Source organism: Salinivibrio sp. PR6 (assembly GCF_001995955.1).
GTDB classification, from domain to species: domain Bacteria; phylum Pseudomonadota; class Gammaproteobacteria; order Enterobacterales; family Vibrionaceae; genus Salinivibrio; species Salinivibrio siamensis.
On sequence record NZ_MUFA01000002.1, the window covers coordinates 193,579 to 209,147 of the forward strand.

15 protein-coding genes are annotated in these 15,569 nt (G+C 50.9%); 1 reads left to right on the top strand and 14 read right to left on the bottom strand.

Annotated elements, in window-relative coordinates; all coding sequences use genetic code 11:
- Window positions 1–26 precede the first annotated feature (26 nt).
- The 6 genes from BZG72_RS02485 to BZG72_RS02510 form a co-directional block, all read right to left on the bottom strand.
- Window positions 27–1,280, bottom strand: coding sequence for a glutamate-5-semialdehyde dehydrogenase (locus tag BZG72_RS02485; protein WP_077665991.1), 1,254 nt, complete (start codon window positions 1,278–1,280; stop codon window positions 27–29).
- A gap of 21 nt (window positions 1,281–1,301) precedes the next feature.
- The gene (proB, locus tag BZG72_RS02490) at window positions 1,302–2,456 is read right to left on the bottom strand and encodes a glutamate 5-kinase (RefSeq protein WP_077578638.1); all 1,155 of its coding nucleotides are present in this window, start codon (window positions 2,454–2,456) and stop codon (window positions 1,302–1,304) included.
- An 85-nt stretch (window positions 2,457–2,541) separates the two neighbouring features.
- Entirely contained in the window at window positions 2,542–2,943 is a 402-nt protein-coding gene (gene crl, locus BZG72_RS02495) for a sigma factor-binding protein Crl (RefSeq protein WP_046073744.1), read from the bottom strand.
- 157 nt (window positions 2,944–3,100) lie between these two features.
- Window positions 3,101–4,354: an esterase FrsA gene (gene frsA, locus BZG72_RS02500; protein WP_077578615.1), complete on the bottom strand. Its 1,254-nt coding sequence runs from the start codon at window positions 4,352–4,354 to the stop codon at window positions 3,101–3,103.
- A 165-nt stretch (window positions 4,355–4,519) separates the two neighbouring features.
- Window positions 4,520–4,975, bottom strand: coding sequence for a xanthine phosphoribosyltransferase (gene gpt / locus BZG72_RS02505; protein ID WP_069361135.1), 456 nt, complete (start codon window positions 4,973–4,975; stop codon window positions 4,520–4,522).
- Between the two features lie 56 nt (window positions 4,976–5,031).
- The gene (locus BZG72_RS02510; protein ID WP_046073747.1) at window positions 5,032–6,324 is read right to left on the bottom strand and encodes an NCS2 family permease; all 1,293 of its coding nucleotides are present in this window, start codon (window positions 6,322–6,324) and stop codon (window positions 5,032–5,034) included.
- A gap of 703 nt (window positions 6,325–7,027) precedes the next feature.
- Between BZG72_RS02510 and BZG72_RS02515 the strand changes: the two genes are divergently transcribed.
- Window positions 7,028–8,503 (top strand): aminoacyl-histidine dipeptidase, encoded by a 1,476-nt coding sequence (locus BZG72_RS02515; protein ID WP_158075436.1) that lies wholly within the window; start codon window positions 7,028–7,030, stop codon window positions 8,501–8,503.
- Here the strand turns inward: BZG72_RS02515 and dinB are convergent.
- The 8 genes from dinB to BZG72_RS16290 all read right to left on the bottom strand — a co-directional run bounded on the left by dinB (window position 8,500) and on the right by BZG72_RS16290 (window position 15,569).
- Window positions 8,500–9,576, bottom strand: a complete 1,077-nt coding sequence (gene dinB / locus BZG72_RS02520; protein ID WP_077665993.1) for a DNA polymerase IV — start codon at window positions 9,574–9,576, stop codon at window positions 8,500–8,502. The two genes, BZG72_RS02515 and dinB, sit on opposite strands and share 4 nt — an antisense overlap.
- Window positions 9,577–9,630: 54 nt before the next feature.
- The gene (nqrM, locus tag BZG72_RS02525) at window positions 9,631–9,852 is read right to left on the bottom strand and encodes a (Na+)-NQR maturation NqrM (RefSeq protein WP_046073749.1); all 222 of its coding nucleotides are present in this window, start codon (window positions 9,850–9,852) and stop codon (window positions 9,631–9,633) included.
- A gap of 98 nt (window positions 9,853–9,950) precedes the next feature.
- Window positions 9,951–10,967: an FAD:protein FMN transferase gene (locus tag BZG72_RS02530; RefSeq protein WP_046073750.1), complete on the bottom strand. Its 1,017-nt coding sequence runs from the start codon at window positions 10,965–10,967 to the stop codon at window positions 9,951–9,953.
- Window positions 10,968–11,051: 84 nt separating this feature from the next.
- Window positions 11,052–12,275 (bottom strand): NADH:ubiquinone reductase (Na(+)-transporting) subunit F, encoded by a 1,224-nt coding sequence (gene nqrF / locus BZG72_RS02535; RefSeq protein ID WP_046073751.1) that lies wholly within the window; start codon window positions 12,273–12,275, stop codon window positions 11,052–11,054.
- Window positions 12,276–12,306: 31 nt separating this feature from the next.
- Window positions 12,307–12,903: an NADH:ubiquinone reductase (Na(+)-transporting) subunit E gene (nqrE, locus tag BZG72_RS02540; protein WP_046073752.1), complete on the bottom strand. Its 597-nt coding sequence runs from the start codon at window positions 12,901–12,903 to the stop codon at window positions 12,307–12,309.
- A gap of 6 nt (window positions 12,904–12,909) precedes the next feature.
- Window positions 12,910–13,542, bottom strand: coding sequence for an NADH:ubiquinone reductase (Na(+)-transporting) subunit D (locus BZG72_RS02545; protein ID WP_046073753.1), 633 nt, complete (start codon window positions 13,540–13,542; stop codon window positions 12,910–12,912).
- Complete coding sequence (locus tag BZG72_RS02550) at window positions 13,535–14,338, bottom strand: Na(+)-translocating NADH-quinone reductase subunit C (RefSeq protein ID WP_077578617.1); 804 nt, start codon at window positions 14,336–14,338, stop codon at window positions 13,535–13,537. Before BZG72_RS02550 ends, BZG72_RS02545 begins: the two co-directional genes overlap by 8 nt.
- Window positions 14,328–15,569, bottom strand: coding sequence for an NADH:ubiquinone reductase (Na(+)-transporting) subunit B (locus tag BZG72_RS16290; protein WP_198930042.1), 1,242 nt, complete (start codon window positions 15,567–15,569; stop codon window positions 14,328–14,330). The genes BZG72_RS02550 and BZG72_RS16290 overlap by 11 nt, the downstream gene beginning before the upstream one ends.

A 15,569-nucleotide genomic window follows, 5' to 3' on the forward strand; every position in this document is an offset into this window, starting at 1 on the left:
TTTTTATTATCGGTTACCTTGGGTACTCAGTGACGTGATAAATAGTCCGCACGCCCCACCCATTTATAGGTAGTCAGCTCCTCAAGCCCCATCGGGCCACGTGCATGCAGCTTTTGCGTCGAAACCGCTACTTCTGCCCCAAGCCCAAACTGCGCACCATCGGTGAAGCGCGTTGAGGCGTTGACGTACACTGCCGCCGAGCCGGCACCATTAATAAAGGTTTCTGCCGCCTGCAAGTCGTTGGTCAAAATGGCATCGGAATGGCTGGCATTGTGCGCACGCATATGCACGAGTGCCTCATCCACACTATCAACCACCACCACTCCAAGGGTTGGCCCGAGCCATTCCGTATCAAAGTCTCCTGATTGCGCCTCACGCAGTTTCGCCACGCCATCCAGATACGGTAGCGCACTTGATCCGGCGACAATGTGCAGCCCATGCTGATTAAACGCCGTCAGCAAGCGAGCGAATAATTGTGCTGCCACGTCTTTGTGAACCAGCAAGGTGTCTAGCGCGTTGCAGGCGGATGGGCGGTCTGTCTTGGCATTGAGGATCACATCGGGTGCTCTATCAAGATCGGCACTGTGATCGACATACAAGTGGCTAATGCCAAACCCCCCGATAATCACAGGGATGGTACTGTTTTGTTTGCACATTTTGTGCAGTCCGGCACCACCGCGTGGAATGATCATGTCGACATAATCATCAAGAGTCAGTAACTCAGAGACCAGCGCACGATCAGGTTTTTCAATATATTGCACCGAGGCATGCGGCAGCCCCGCTTTCTCTAACCCAGTTTGTATCACTTTCACTAGTACCTGGTTAGTCGCGAAGGTTTCTTTCCCTCCCCGCAGAATCGCGGCATTGCCCGTTTTTAAGCACAATGCCGCGATATCAATGGTGACATTCGGGCGCGCCTCATAAATGACCCCAATCACTCCTAGCGGTTCACGGCGCTTTGATAATGACATGCCGTTTTCAAGCAGCTTATGATCAAGCATTTGGCCCACAGGATCGGCCAGCGCAATCACTTGCCTCACATCGCTCGCCATATTGGTTAAACGGTCTGGGGTCAGGGTTAAACGGTCCAACATCGCAGGATCCATGTCTGCCTCACGAGCGGCGGCGAGATCGCTTTGGTTGGCGGCTAATATTGCACTTTGCTGTGCATCCAGCTCGTCAGCAATAATGGCGAGTGCTCGGTTCTTGTTGCTCGTCGATGTGACGGCCAGTTGGTACGCAGCGTCTTTGGCTGCTTTGCCCATGTTTTGTAAACTCATTGTGTCCCCGTCTTTGCTCTTTTAATTGTCTACTACGACTAGGTCATCACGGTGCATCGCGACAGGACCGTATTCATAACCAAGAATATCTGCGATTTGCTGGCTATGAGCGCCAGCGATACGGCGCAAATCACTGGCGGTATAGCGACAAATACCGCGCGCGACGCATTTTCCTTCAACCGAGAGAATACGCACCACTTCACCACGCGCAAACGCCCCTTTCACCGCAACAATCCCCTTACTTAACAGGCTGCTACCTTTTTGCGTCACGGCGGTAATGGCGCCCGCATCGACGACAATATCCCCCGCGGGTGGCGGTCCAGCAAGGATCCAGCGTTTACGGCTTTCTAAGGGGCTTTCTAAGGGCAAAAAGCGCGTGCCTGCGTTATCCCCAGCGGTGACTTTTTGAATCACTTCAGGCTTACTCCCCGCGGCGATGGTCACCTCTACCCCCGCTCGACGGCCAATATCAGCCGCTTGAAGCTTGGTCGCCATACCACCTGTGCCCAGGCCCCCTACGCTACCACCTGCTAATTTGCGTAAGGTTTCATCAATGGTATGGACTTCACGAATCAGCTCGGCATCCGGGTTTGAACGCGGATCGGCCGTGAACAAGCCGGGTTGGTCAGTTAAAAGGAGGAGTTTGTCTGCATCGGCGAGGATGGCCACCAAGGCAGATAAGTTATCATTATCACCCACCTTGATTTCGGACGTTGCAACCGCATCGTTCTCATTCACAATCGGCACAATACCATTATCCAGTAAGGCCTGAAGCATATCACGCGCGTTGAGAAAGCGTTCACGGTGCTCTAGATCGGCCCGGGTAAGCAGCATCTGTCCGACTTGAAAGCCGTACAAACCAAATAAATGCTCCCAGGTTTGTATTAAACGGCACTGACCCACCGCAGCCAGCATTTGCTTGTTGGCAACCGTGTCAGCGAGTACTGGATAGCCGAGGTGCTCTCTGCCCGCGGCAATCGCGGCTGATGATACGATGATCACCTGATGACCTTGCTGCCGCAAACGGGCACATTGACGCACCAGCTCAACCATGTGTGCCTGATCTAAGCGCGCAGAACCGCCCGTCAACACACTGGTGCCGAGTTTTACCACTAGCGTTTGGGGAGAGACGCTGGCCGCGAGGTCACCGTCTTGAAATACATCTTGAATTGTCATGGTTGCCTGATCCACAAAAGCGTATGTCTCTCTTTTATCAATCCCTCACCTATTTAACAAGGGGTGGGATCAGGCAAATGGCGGGTTATTCAGAGCAGGCCAGTTCCGGCTCAGTCAGTGCTTGGCTTGGTGAAAGAGACAGGCCTAGCTCATCGTCCAGCAACGCACTCAATTTGGCATAAAAGTTAGTCAAGGTTTTATCCACGGCCGCTTGCGCTTCACGCGGAATCGACTTGGCGACCCAATCCCCTTTTTTATCATATAAACCAAACCCATAACGATAGGTAAACCCTTCCCCCTCCGGGGTCATTTCAAACCACCAGCCCCAGAACTCACGTGCGTCAGGATCTTTTTTAGCATCCACACAGACAGAAAGGCTATCGAAAAAGTAGCGCTCGGTGTCTGACTTTCCTTCTCGAAAGTACGGGCCCAATGCAGTAAAGCGTGTTTTTAATCGTCCATGTGAAAGCGGTAATTTATCGCTCATCGTGTCCTCCAATGGCACTGTGACGTCCTTGTTCATGGTATATCATGGGCTTAGCCATCAGGTGAACGACAATATCCCGCTTTCAGCGGTGGATCACATCTTCATTTTTATCCCTCTCACGGGTAGCGCCTATGCTATCCGTGCCGCGGTATCCCGATTAGAGCACATCCTCGAACCACTTAACGGTTTCGGTCAAGGCACGGTGATAACCATCGTGCAGTGGGGTATTGGGTAAGGTCATGGCTTTGCCACCGCGACTGTACCTGGCGATCATTTGATTGTCTGACTCCGGACAAACGGGATCATCTTTTAGGCTAAGCGCTAAGATCGGCACCTCAGTGCGCCGGCCAGTAAGCAACCCTTGGTTTTTTAGCGACCAAGCCTGTAAGCGCGTTTTTAATGTGTCGATAGGAATACGACGCCCCAAGCGTGATCCGAGGGTATCCAAGTACATAGGCGGCATTTTTTTCATTAAAGAGGCGTCTGTCAGTAACGCATGAACAATACCACCGAGTGACGCACTGGCTTTCACGCGATGCGGCTCGAGAAACGCCATTCTCACTGCCGGATTGGCACCAAAGCGAATGCCCATGGTGCCCACACGGTGATGATCCACCCAAGGGACATCGACCAACTTATCCAACATCGCGGTGTGCAAACGGCTGGTATCTTCATTGAGATGCCAATGGCAGCTATGCCCCACGGAAGGCATATCTAGGGTCAACACCGCAATGTCGGCGGGGGCAAAATAGTCAACAAACAAGCGCCACAAGTCAGTTTGTAAGCTATCTAAGCTGCCGCTTAAGATAACCACCGGTAGCGTGGCGTCGGTGCGGGGTAAATAGAGATACCCTTTCAGTGATTTCCCATCTAGCCGCGTCTCCACCGTTTTCACTGTGAACGGCAGTTGCGCAATCGCACTTTCGAATGCCTTAAATGCCAAGGTTTCCGACTGTAGCGCCAAGCTGTCCCCTTTCAAGTGTGGGTAAGCGGCAATACCAAAATATGTGCAAGCTTGTAGCCATTGCTCCCCCGCTTGTTTGGCTTTTCCCTCATCCATCAAGGCTTGGGCGGCTTTTTGATGCTGCATGCCAACCGCTGTCCATTCATAATTCCAGTTTCCCGAGCGGTAGCCTTCAACGGTATCGAGCAATGTTTCTACCGAGCGCGAGTTGTCTGAGTGAGCGATTCGGGCAAAGATGGCCTCCATTTCCAATGGCTCAACCCCTTGCCACGTCCACTGACCACGACGGCGCATTCGATACCAACTCGACTCGCTGTCACCATCAAATGCCGAGTAATCTGACTGTTGGGTTTGCTGAACGGCACCGAACAGGGTCGATGTCTCGGTGGCATGCTTGTGTTTAGCAAACAGTTTGACCGATAGGTTTTGTGATTCGTTGTCCGACACACCCGCTCCTAGGCTTTTTATGTAACGTGCTGTTAGTTTAAACCATACACATATCAAGGCCATGATTTTCCGCACTAATCAGCCATACCAGCCAAAAGCGTCACCCCAGAAACCAAAAACGCCGCGTAACAACGCGACGTTTTTTGGGGTGGGAGTATGAATGGCTTACTTGGCGATGGGATCAATATAACTGACCGCCATATCCCAAGGCTGTTCAATCCAGGTGTCTTGGGCAATATCGACCACATAGTCATCTACCAAAGGTTTCCCTGCAGGCTTGGCACTGACAGTGACGAAGCGCGCTTTCGGGTATAGCTGGCGGACCATTTCTGCGGTACCCCCGGTATCGACCAGATCATCCACCACGATAAAGCCTTCACCATCACCTGGGGCTTGCTTCACCACTCGCATATCGCGTTGATGGTCATGGTCATAGCTTGAAATACACACAGTATCGACATGACGAATACCCAATTCACGAGCCAGTATGGCTGCGGGTACGAGGCCTCCGCGGCTTACGGCAATAATCCCCTTCCATTGCTCTGCGGGCAGCAATTTCTCCGCCAACTGACGGGTGTACATCTGCATATTGTCCCAAGTGATAATAAACTTATTGCTCATGGTGAAAACCTCGTGGCGACTCTCGCCTTGTTATAACATCAATGTGGGCAGCTGTTTTACACCAAGAAAACGAACTTGAGTAAGAACAACCCCGCCAAAATCCAAATACTGACAGGGACTTCTCGCCCTTTGCCCGCAAAGGTTTTTACGGCACAAAACGCAATAAAGCCAAGCCCGATACCGCTTGCAATCGAATACGTCAGCGGCATCAGCAAACAGACAACCACCACAGGGGCCGCTTCTGTGAGATCTCGCCAATTGATACCGACTAAGCCAGACATCATCAAGATCGCCACATAAAACAATGCGCCGGCGGTCGCATAAGCTGGCACCATCCCTGCGAGCGGCGCAAAAAAGAGCGCGAGCAAAAACAAGATGCCGACAACGACCGCCGTTAGGCCTGTGCGCCCGCCCGCGGCGACCCCGGAGACACTCTCAATGTAAGAAGTCGTGTTTGACGTGCCTAAAAGCGCCCCGACGGAGGTCGCGGTACTGTCTGCCAGTAAAGCACGATTTAAACGCGGTAGTTTACCATCTTTGTCGAGAAGTTCCGCGCGCTGTGCCACACCCACTAAGGTTCCTGCGGTATCAAAAAGGTCAACAAACAAAAATGCGAACACAATCGACACCAACCCCACTTCCAATGCGCCAGAAAAATCTAGCTGCATAAACGTCGGTGCTAAGCTCGGTGGTGCTGACATCACGCCCCCATAAGCCACATCTCCGGCAATCACACCAATCACGGTGACCGCTAAAATGGCAATCATGACCGCCCCTTTCAAACCACGATGCACAAGGCCAATGGTCAGGAAGAACCCGAGTGCCGCCATCGCGGGGGCGAACGCGGTCACATCGCCCAGTGCCACCATAGTGGCTGGATGATCAACCACAATCCCCGCATTTTGTAAGGCAATCAGTGCCAAGAAAAGACCAATACCAGCGGAGATCCCCGTCCTCAATGACATGGGAATGGAGTTAATAATCCACTCTCGCACGCGCAATACACTCAGCAAGATAAAACATAGGCCCGAGATAAAGACCGCCGCTAGCGCAACTTGCCACGAGTGTCCCATTTGCAATACCACCGTGTAGGTGAAGAAAGCATTCAAGCCCATCCCCGGCGCCTGCGCCACCGGATAGTTGGCAACAATCCCCATCACCAAACAACCAATTGCGGCAGCGAGACACGTGGCGACAAAGACAGCGCCTTTGTCCATGCCCGTTTCGGCTAAAATCGATGGGTTGACGAATATGATGTACGCCATGGTTAAGAAAGTGGTAAACCCAGCAATCACTTCCGTGCGAAGATCTGTGCCATGGGCCTTGAGTTTAAATAAACGCTCTAACATCGGTTATGTCCCAAACTAAAAGTGGTGTATCGCTAGATACCAAAAGGAAAACGTTTGCGTGGTAAAATTTGGCGCAAATCTTACCGATCGATGGCGGAAATTTCCAGCGTAAAAAGACCGGAACAAGGGTAAATATCGCCGACTCGAACAGATAACTGTCAAAATCGTCATTATTCGGTAGCAAACAGGCAAAAAAAAACGCCACACATTGTGCGGCGCCAGAATTAAAGCGTTTGCTTCTGGATCAGAAATATCTCTGTAAGAGCGGGGGAATCGTAAAACTTACTTGCTATACCCGAACGGTGCCGGATACGTAAAACCTTGTGTATAGACTGACTGCTGGTTCCAGTAGTAGCTTGATACCATGCCTTCCATTTTTAACCTCTCTCAAGTTTAAACCAATGTTGTTCACATTTATCTCGGTTCCTTGGAGGCGAATACTCGGGTTCACTCCATGAACAACTGGCAAGCTTGGTTGCCAATGTCTAGATAATACCCCAATGGTAATTTATTTACAAGCATAATGGTGACCATAGTCACAAAAAGTTCATATGTGTAATTTAATTACAATAAAAACGCCTAGTAATGCCGGCATAAGTGGTTTCTCTCCGTGACTGTTGTCGACATAGAGACAGTGATATCCTTGGGTTTGTTTTTCCATTCCAGAGAGGCCTGCTACGAAAAAGGCCATAGATAAAATAAAATGGAGTCTACCGTGTCTGAAATCAGCCAATTATCACCCCGCCCCGTTTGGGCATTCTTCGACCAGATCTGTGCTATTCCTCATCCCTCTTATCATGAGTCGCAACTTGCTCAATTTATTATCGACTGGGCTAAAGGGCGCGGCCTAGACGTCCGTCAGGATCAAACGGGGAACGTATTTATTCGTAAACCGGCAACGCCCGGAATGGAAAACCGTAAAGGGGTCGTACTCCAAGCCCACTTGGATATGGTGCCGCAGAAAAACGAGCATACCGATCACGATTTCACTCGCGATCCTATTCGTCCTTATGTCGATGGTGACTGGGTGACCGCTGATGGCACGACATTAGGCGCGGACAATGGCATTGGTATGGCTTCATGCCTTGCGGTACTAGACGCTGATGACATTGAGCATGGCCCGCTAGAGGTGCTACTTACCACCAATGAAGAAGCCGGAATGGATGGCGCATTTGGCTTGGAAGCGGGATGGCTAGAAGGCGACGTTTTGCTCAACACGGATTCGGAGCAAGAAGGCGAAGTCTATATGGGGTGTGCCGGTGGCGTCGATGCCAGCATGCATTTTCCGATTGAGCGACAAATCAACGACGAGGGGCTTACGCGCTTTACCGTGGGGATCAAAGGGCTAAAAGGTGGTCACTCAGGAGTCGACATCCACACCGGACGCGCCAATGCCAATAAATTACTGGCCCGTTTGCTCAGTCATCATCTTGGAGAAACGGATACACGCCTACTCGCATTGCGGGGCGGCACCTTGCGTAATGCCATCCCGCGAGAGGCGTTTGCCGATATCGCCATCCCTAAAGGCCAGCAGCAAGCGCTGGCGGCGGCTGTCGATGATTTTGCCATGCTGATGAAAGACGAACTTGGCCAGCTTGAACAGCAAGTCACTGTCATTCTAGAGCCGTGTGATAACCCCATTGCACCGCTGACACGCGCCGTGCAATCCCGTTTATTGGCGGCCTTGAATGCCGCACCAAACGGCGTTGTCAGAATGAGTGATGATGTTCCGGGCGTGGTCGAAACGTCACTGAATTTAGGGGTTATCAACACCGAAGAGGATCGCATTACTGTGCTATTTCTGATCCGCTCGTTAATCGATTCGGGCAGAGAAATGATGCAGGGGATGCTGCAATCTTTGGCAAGCCTCGCCAATGTCACGGTCGAGTTTTCCGGCGCATATCCAGGCTGGAAGCCCGATCCTGACTCACAAATCATGCATATTTTCCGTGACACCTATGAAGGTATTTATCAGCGTAAGCCTGACATTATGGTGATTCATGCTGGCCTTGAATGTGGCTTGTTTAAGAAGCCGTATCCAACGATGGATATGATCTCCTTCGGCCCGACCATCAAGTTCCCACATTCACCCGATGAAAAAGTGCATATCGATAGTGTGGGCCATTACTGGCAGCAAATGCAGGCGATTTTAAAGGCGATCCCCACTAAATCAGCCTAACCCAGTAAGCTAAGTTGGGGGGCATTATCGTCCCCCAATCCCACCGATAGCCCAATCAGTCGTATGTGTCGTCCCTCGCCACGATAAAACGCCTCATGCAACAAGGTATCAAACAACGCGCGGTCAAGTGACTCGCATCGATGCGCCACCGTGGTGGTTTGAAAATCATTGAACTTGATTTTTATCCCCTGCCGACAAATTCGGCCACTAGCATCGGCTTTTTCTAAGCGAACCAATAACGCTTGATAGAGGTGATCTATCCAGGGTAGACAGGCCTCTAGCTGGTCAATATCCTCGGAGAGGGTCCGCTCTACGCCCACGGATTTGCGAACTCGCTCAACTTCAACCTCTCGTGGGTCAATACCGTGCGCCCGCTGCCATAGCACGGCACCAAATTTCCCCATCCGCTGTATCAAATCGGTTTGATCGCAGGCCTGGATATCTGCGCAGGTAAAAAGGTTCCATTCATGTAGTTTCGTCAATGTGACTCGACCCACACCAGGAATTGACTGCAAAGGGAGGTCACGGACAAAGTCATCCACCTGCTCAGGCCCCACCACACAAATGCCATCAGGTTTGTTTTTGTCAGAGGCGACTTTAGCGACAAACTTCACCGGTGCTACACCGGCTGATGCGGTGAGACTAAGCTCTTGATAAATATCGCGCCGAATCGCTTGAGCTATCCGCGTCGCAGAGTTTTGTAGACAAACAGTGTCGGTGACATCGAGGTAAGCTTCATCCAAAGATAACGGCTCGATGAGATCGGTGTAGCGATGAAAAATAGCATGAAGCTGCTGAGATACTCGGCGGTATTTGCCCATATCGCCGCGCATCACGGTTAACCCAGGGCATAGTTTAAGAGCTTGGGCGGTCGCCATTGCCGAGCGGATCCCAAATCGGCGCGCCGGATAATTACAGGTCGCTATCACACCTCGCCCATCCGCAGACCCACCAATCGCTAAGGGAATGGTTTGTAACGCAGGATTATCCCGCATTTCGACGGCCGCATAAAAACAGTCCATGTCGATATGGATAATTTTCTTGCTCGCTCGGCGGGTTTTTGAGCTCGTCATTATGCTGCGTCGCTAACAGCCCAACCGTGGCGGTCACCACGGTGGGCATTCTCTTTAGATGATTTGGTTTTTCTTCCATTCACGCGTTTTTTCCGCGCGATCTTCTCGCTTTTTCCGCGCATCACATGGCTCTGGGCAGTCGCACTCTTTCTCGATACCGACGGCCCCTAAGCCACCACAGCTACCACTGATCGTTTTCTGCTGCACGATGTAACCAATTGCCATGCCGGCAATGACGAGTACAAAGACAGCAAAGGTGATAAGAAAAACTGACATAATTGCTCACCTACTTTTAGTCGTCACGCTCAGCAACATAACGCTGAACGCTAGTTCCACGCCTAATGCGTGTAATAGCCGCCAGTGCGCGTGACGCACTAACGGTTTAGGTACGGTTTAAAGGCCTCTGACGCCATTTCTGTAAACCCGTCATCGGTTTTGACCACCATAAACGCGGGAATATCCGCTTGGTTGGCCAGCGCCATGGCCTTTTCCGGCCCCAACACCATAAAGCCCGTCGCTAAACCATCGGCGGTCATGCAAGACGGATCAAGCACAGTGACGGACACGAGGTGATGATTAATGGGTCGTCCTGTTTTGGGGTCGATAATGTGCGAATAACGTACACCATCTTGCTCAAAATAGTTACGGTAATCGCCAGACGTAGCGACGGCCATATCACCGGGCTGAATGATCTCTTGCACAGATTGCGCGCCAGCACTGGGTTTTTCGATGGCAATCCGCCACGGGTTTTGATCTTGGTTGACACCCTTTAATTGTAACTCACCGCCAATCTCAACCAAATAATTATCGAGACCAAGCGTGGCGAGATAATTGGCGACCACATCTACCCCATACCCTTTGGCAATCGTCGACAAATCGACATACAGATCAGGATGGGTTTTGGTGAGGGTGTTGCCTTCAACCTGTAAATGCTCCAACCCAATCCTTTCCATGCGTGAGGCGATGTCTTTGTCGCTCGGAATATTCTCTGGGCGTTTCTCGGGGCCAAAGCTCCATAAGTTCACCAACGGGCCTACAGTGACATCGAGCGCCCCTTGAGTGAACTCATTCAGCCGAATCGCTTCTTTCACCACGGTCGCGGTTGCTGGCGATACGTCCATTGGTGTATCCGCTTTCCGCTGATTGAACTGGCTGAGTTCAGAATCGGTACGATACGTCGACATCTGATCGTTGACTCGTTCCAAGCGCTTATCAATTTCAGCTTGAATCACATCCTGTGATGGCGCGTTGTCGGTGGCGATATATTTCACCGAGTAGTATGTTCCCATGGTCTCACCGGTCAGATGCACCAGCTCAGGAGCACGGTCGCAACCGAGCAATCCGACAGCTAGCGCAAATACCCATGCACAGCGTAACCATAACGTCTTCATAGTGGTGTCCTTCGACATCAGTTTCATACGTAAAATGGCTGACCCATAGGCCAGCCATTAAGAGGTAAGACAGACTGTCGGTGTTTACCCGCCGAAATCATCCAGAAGAATGTTTTCGTCTTCGACACCCAGGTCTTTAAGCAAACCAATCACGGCGGCGTTCATCATCGGCGGCCCACACATGTAATATTCACAATCTTCTGGCGCTTCATGATCTTTCAAGTAGTTTTCATAAAGGACATTGTGAATAAAGCCCGTGTCCCCTTCCCAGTTATCCTCTGGAAGCGGATCCGATAGCGCACAATACCACTCGAAGTTATCGTTTTGCTCTTGGAGCATATCGAAGTCTTCGACATAGAACATTTCTCGCTTAGAGCGCGCACCATACCAGAAGGTAATCTTACGGTCGGTGTTCAGACGCTTAAGCTGGTCAAAGATGTGTGAGCGCATTGGCGCCATACCGGCACCACCACCCACAAATACCATCTCCGCATCGGTGTCTTTAGCAAAGAACTCACCGAATGGCCCAGAGATTGTGCACTTGTCACCTGGCTTGAGTGACCAAATATAGGACGACATCTGACCTGGTGGCACATCAGGATTACGTGGTGGTGGCGTTGCCACACGCACGTTCAGCATGATAATGCCTTCCTCTTCTGGGTAGTTTGCCATCGAATACGCACGGATGATCTCTTCATCCACCTTCGACTCATAGCGGAAAAGATTAAACTTCTCCCAGTCTTCAAGATATTCCTCTGGAATATCAAAGTCTGAGTATTTGATGTGGTGCGGTGGCGCTTCAATTTGAATATAACCGCCAGCTCGGAAGGGAACCGACTCGCCATCAGGGATACGTAGTTTAAGCTCTTTGATGAAGGTGGCTTTGTTATCGTTGGAGATAACTTCACATTCCCACTTCTTCACCCCAAAGATTTCTTCGGGAAGCTCAATTTTCATGTCTTGCTTGACTGCAACCTGACATGAAAGACGCTCACCTTCACGTGCTTCACCTTTGGTGATGTGGTCAAGCTCGGTCGGCAGAATATCACCACCACCTTCTTTGATCTTCACGCGGCACTGACCACATGAACCACCGCCACCACAGGCAGACGATACAAACACACCAGCACCGGCCAGTGCGCCAAGCAGTTTACCGCCTGGCTGAGTAACGATCGCTTTTTCAGGATCGTCATTGATATCAATTGTGACGTCTCCGGTTGGTACCAGCTTGGATTTGGCGAACAAGATCACCAATACCAATGCCAGCACAATCAGAGTAAACATCACTACACCAAGAATAATGTCCATTGACTATTCCTTTTCTCGCAGTTTACCCGGCTTACAGTTGCACACCAGAGAAAGACATAAAGCCCAATGCCATCAGGCCAACAGAGATAAAGGTGATCCCCAATCCCCGCAGTGCTGGCGGCACGTCTGAATACTTCATTTTCTCACGGATACCCGCAAGGGCGACGATGGCTAACATCCAGCCCACCCCAGAGCCGAAGCCATATACGACTGACTCTGCGAAGTTGTAATCACGCTGTACCATGAATGATACGCCACCAAAGATGGCGCAGTTCACCGTAATCAACGGCAGGAAGATACCTAACGCGTTGTAAAGTGGCGGGAAGAAGCGGTCTAATACCATTTCCAAGATCTGGACCAATGCGGCGATAACACCGATAAAGGTCACAAAGTTTAGAAAGCTTAGATCGATCCCCTTCACCAACGCGTCTTCACGCAGGATCAGGTTGTAGACCAAATTGTTAACCGGTACTGCGATAGTCAATACCACCACCACGGCGACACCAAGGCCAAACGCTGTTTTGACTTTCTTAGATACCGCCAAGAACGTACACATGCCGAGGAAGAATGCCAGCGCCATGTTCTCAATAAAGATTGAGCGCACCAGCAGGCTCAAATAATGTTCCATGTGCTGTTACTCCTTCGCTTCAACTTGTTCTGGTTTGAAGGTACGCACAATCCAAATCAAAAAGCCGATTAGGAAGAATGCAGATGGGGCCAATAGCATCATGCCGTTTGGCTGATACCAACCCCCTTCACTGACTACAGGCAGGATAGACACGCCAAAGACAGAGCCTGAGCCCAGAAGCTCACGGAAAAATGCGACTGTCATTAACACAAAGCCATACCCTAATGCGTTACCCAAACCATCAATAAACGACGGCAGCGGCGACGACTTCATCGCATACGCTTCCGCGCGGCCCATTACGATACAGTTGGTAATGATAAGGCCAACAAATACCGATAGCTGCTTGGAAATATCGTAGACAAAGGCTTTGAGTGTCTGGTCAACCACGATAACCAATGACGCGATGATCGCCATTTGCACGATGATACGTACACTGTTAGGAATGTGATTGCGGATCAGCGATACGAACAAGTTAGACATGGCAGTCACGAACATCACCGCCAAGGTCATAACAAAGGCCGTTTGCATCTGCGTCGTCACCGCCAGTGCCGAACATACACCGAGAACCTGAAGGGCAATCGGGTTATTGTCTAACACCGGCGATAGCAGATTTTTCTTCAGTTCTTTCGCTTCAGCCATTGGTCAGGCCTCCCTCACGAACTTTTGCTAGGAATGGACCAAAGCCCAAATCACCTAGCCAGAAATCAAATTGTTTCTCCACACCGTTACTGGTCAGGGTTGCACCCGATAGCGCATCAATACCGTGTTCACTATCACTCGGCGCACCGCCTTTAACCACCTTGATAGCAGGCTCGCCTTGGTCGTTAAACAGCTTTTTACCATCCCACTTCGCGCGCCATTTCGGGTTTTCAACTTCGCCACCCAAGCCCGGCGTTTCACCTTGCTCGTAATAGACGATGTCTGCCACCGTATTGCCATCGGGCTCGACCGCAACAAACGCATACATCATGCTCCAAAGACCCGAGCCTTTAACTGGCAAGATGAGACGTTGCAAATCACCTGCGTCGTTTTTCACTAAGTAGATCTTTGCAATATCAGCACGACGGCCAAAACCCGCAATGTTTTCCTCACCACTCAGTTTTCTTGACAATTCAGGGTCTTTGGCGGCTTCACGCTGATCATAATCAGCGACTTCCTCAACATTCACCGCATCAGCGCTAACAAAGTCGCCTTTTTCTAGGCTAACTAGACGCGGCTCAATGTACTTGTTGTACGCATCGTTGATCGCACTCTTACCGCCCGACACCTCAATGCCGGCGACTGAAAGAATGTTCTTTTGTACGTCTAGCTTTGCGTTCATCTGCTGCAAAGGACGTAGCGCTACCGCTGCACCGGACACCACGATTGAGCACACCAAGCTCAACGCGATAACAACGATCAGCGTTTTCTTAATACTATCGTTACTACTTGCCATTACGAGCCAGTCTCCGTTTGATGTTGCCCTGAATCACCAAGTTATCGAACAAGGGTGCAAACAGGTTAGCGAACAGGATCGCCAGCATCATGCCTTCAGGGTATGCTGGGTTGACCACGCGAATGATCACAGCCATGGCACCGATCAATGCGCCGTACCACCACTTCGCTTTGTTAGTAAACGCGGCTGAAACGGGATCCGTTGCCATAAACATCATGCCGAATGCAAAGCCACCTAGCACCAAGTGCCAGTAAAAAGGCATGCTAAACATCGGGTTAGTGTCAGAACCAATCAACTGAAACAAGGTTGATGCCACGAACATGCCGGCGAACGTGCCTAAGATGATTCGCCATGAGGCAATGCGCATGTACACCAAGGCCGCGCCACCAATCAAGATAGCCAGGGTTGACACTTCACCGATAGAGCCTGGGATATTACCGATAAAGGCATCCATCCAAGACATCGTTTGCCCAGTGACATTGTGTTGCAGTGCTTCCTCACCACCTGAGTACCATTGGCTCAGTGCCGTTGCGCCTGAGTAGCCGTCTGCAGCTGTCCACACCAAATCACCAGAGATCTGCGCGGGATAAGCAAAGAACAAGAACGCTCGTCCGGCAAGCGCCGGGTTCAAGAAGTTACGCCCAGTTCCCCCGAAGATTTCTTTTGCAACCACCACACCAAAGGTAATACCCAGTGCAGCCTGCCACAATGGCAAGGTTGGCGGCACGATTAGCGCAAAGAGAATCGAGGTAACGAAGAAACCTTCGTTGACTTCATGCTTACGCACGATGCAGAACAGGACTTCCCAAAAACCACCCACAATAAATACGGTGGCATAAATAGGCAGGAAGTAGGTGGCGCCTAGAATGGTTTTGGTTCCCCATCCCGCGGCGGTTAGCGGCCCCGCAATCGCCTCAGTCAGCCAATAGTGCCAATTCCCTTCAATGATTTGCGCAAGCTGCGCGCCTTCATACAAATGGTTCAGGCCCATAATGGCTTGGTTACCTGTATTGTACATACCCCAGAACATTGCGGGGAACACAGCAAACCACACCATGATCATGATGCGTTTCAAATCGATGCTGTCACGCACGTGCGCGCCGGCTTTGGTCACCATACCCGGGGTGTACAAAATGGTGGCAACCGCTTCGTACAGGGCAAACCATTTTTCATGTTTGCCGCCTGGCTCAAAGTGTGGCTCGATTTGCTCTAGAAAATTTTTAAGGCTCAT

Excerpts from the sequence above, each read along its gene's own strand:
- BZG72_RS02485 (WP_077665991.1), bottom strand. The coding sequence starts at position 1,280 with ATGAGTTTACAAAACATGGGCAAAGCAGCCAAAGACGCTGCGTACCAA.
- proB (WP_077578638.1), bottom strand. The coding sequence starts at position 2,456 with ATGACAATTCAAGATGTATTTCAAGACGGTGACCTCGCGGCCAGCGTC.
- crl (WP_046073744.1), bottom strand. The coding sequence starts at position 2,943 with ATGAGCGATAAATTACCGCTTTCACATGGACGATTAAAAACACGCTTT.
- gpt (WP_069361135.1), bottom strand. The coding sequence starts at position 4,975 with ATGAGCAATAAGTTTATTATCACTTGGGACAATATGCAGATGTACACC.
- BZG72_RS02510 (WP_046073747.1), bottom strand. The coding sequence starts at position 6,324 with ATGTTAGAGCGTTTATTTAAACTCAAGGCCCATGGCACAGATCTTCGC.
- BZG72_RS02515 (WP_158075436.1), top strand. The coding sequence starts at position 7,028 with ATGGAGTCTACCGTGTCTGAAATCAGCCAATTATCACCCCGCCCCGTT.
- dinB (WP_077665993.1), bottom strand. The coding sequence starts at position 9,576 with ATGACGAGCTCAAAAACCCGCCGAGCGAGCAAGAAAATTATCCATATC.
- nqrM (WP_046073749.1), bottom strand. The coding sequence starts at position 9,852 with ATGTCAGTTTTTCTTATCACCTTTGCTGTCTTTGTACTCGTCATTGCC.
- BZG72_RS02530 (WP_046073750.1), bottom strand. The coding sequence starts at position 10,967 with ATGAAGACGTTATGGTTACGCTGTGCATGGGTATTTGCGCTAGCTGTC.
- nqrF (WP_046073751.1), bottom strand. The coding sequence starts at position 12,275 with ATGGACATTATTCTTGGTGTAGTGATGTTTACTCTGATTGTGCTGGCA.
- nqrE (WP_046073752.1), bottom strand. The coding sequence starts at position 12,903 with ATGGAACATTATTTGAGCCTGCTGGTGCGCTCAATCTTTATTGAGAAC.
- BZG72_RS02545 (WP_046073753.1), bottom strand. The coding sequence starts at position 13,542 with ATGGCTGAAGCGAAAGAACTGAAGAAAAATCTGCTATCGCCGGTGTTA.
- BZG72_RS02550 (WP_077578617.1), bottom strand. The coding sequence starts at position 14,338 with ATGGCAAGTAGTAACGATAGTATTAAGAAAACGCTGATCGTTGTTATC.
- BZG72_RS16290 (WP_198930042.1), bottom strand. The coding sequence starts at position 15,569 with ATGAGCCTTAAAAATTTTCTAGAGCAAATCGAGCCACACTTTGAGCCA.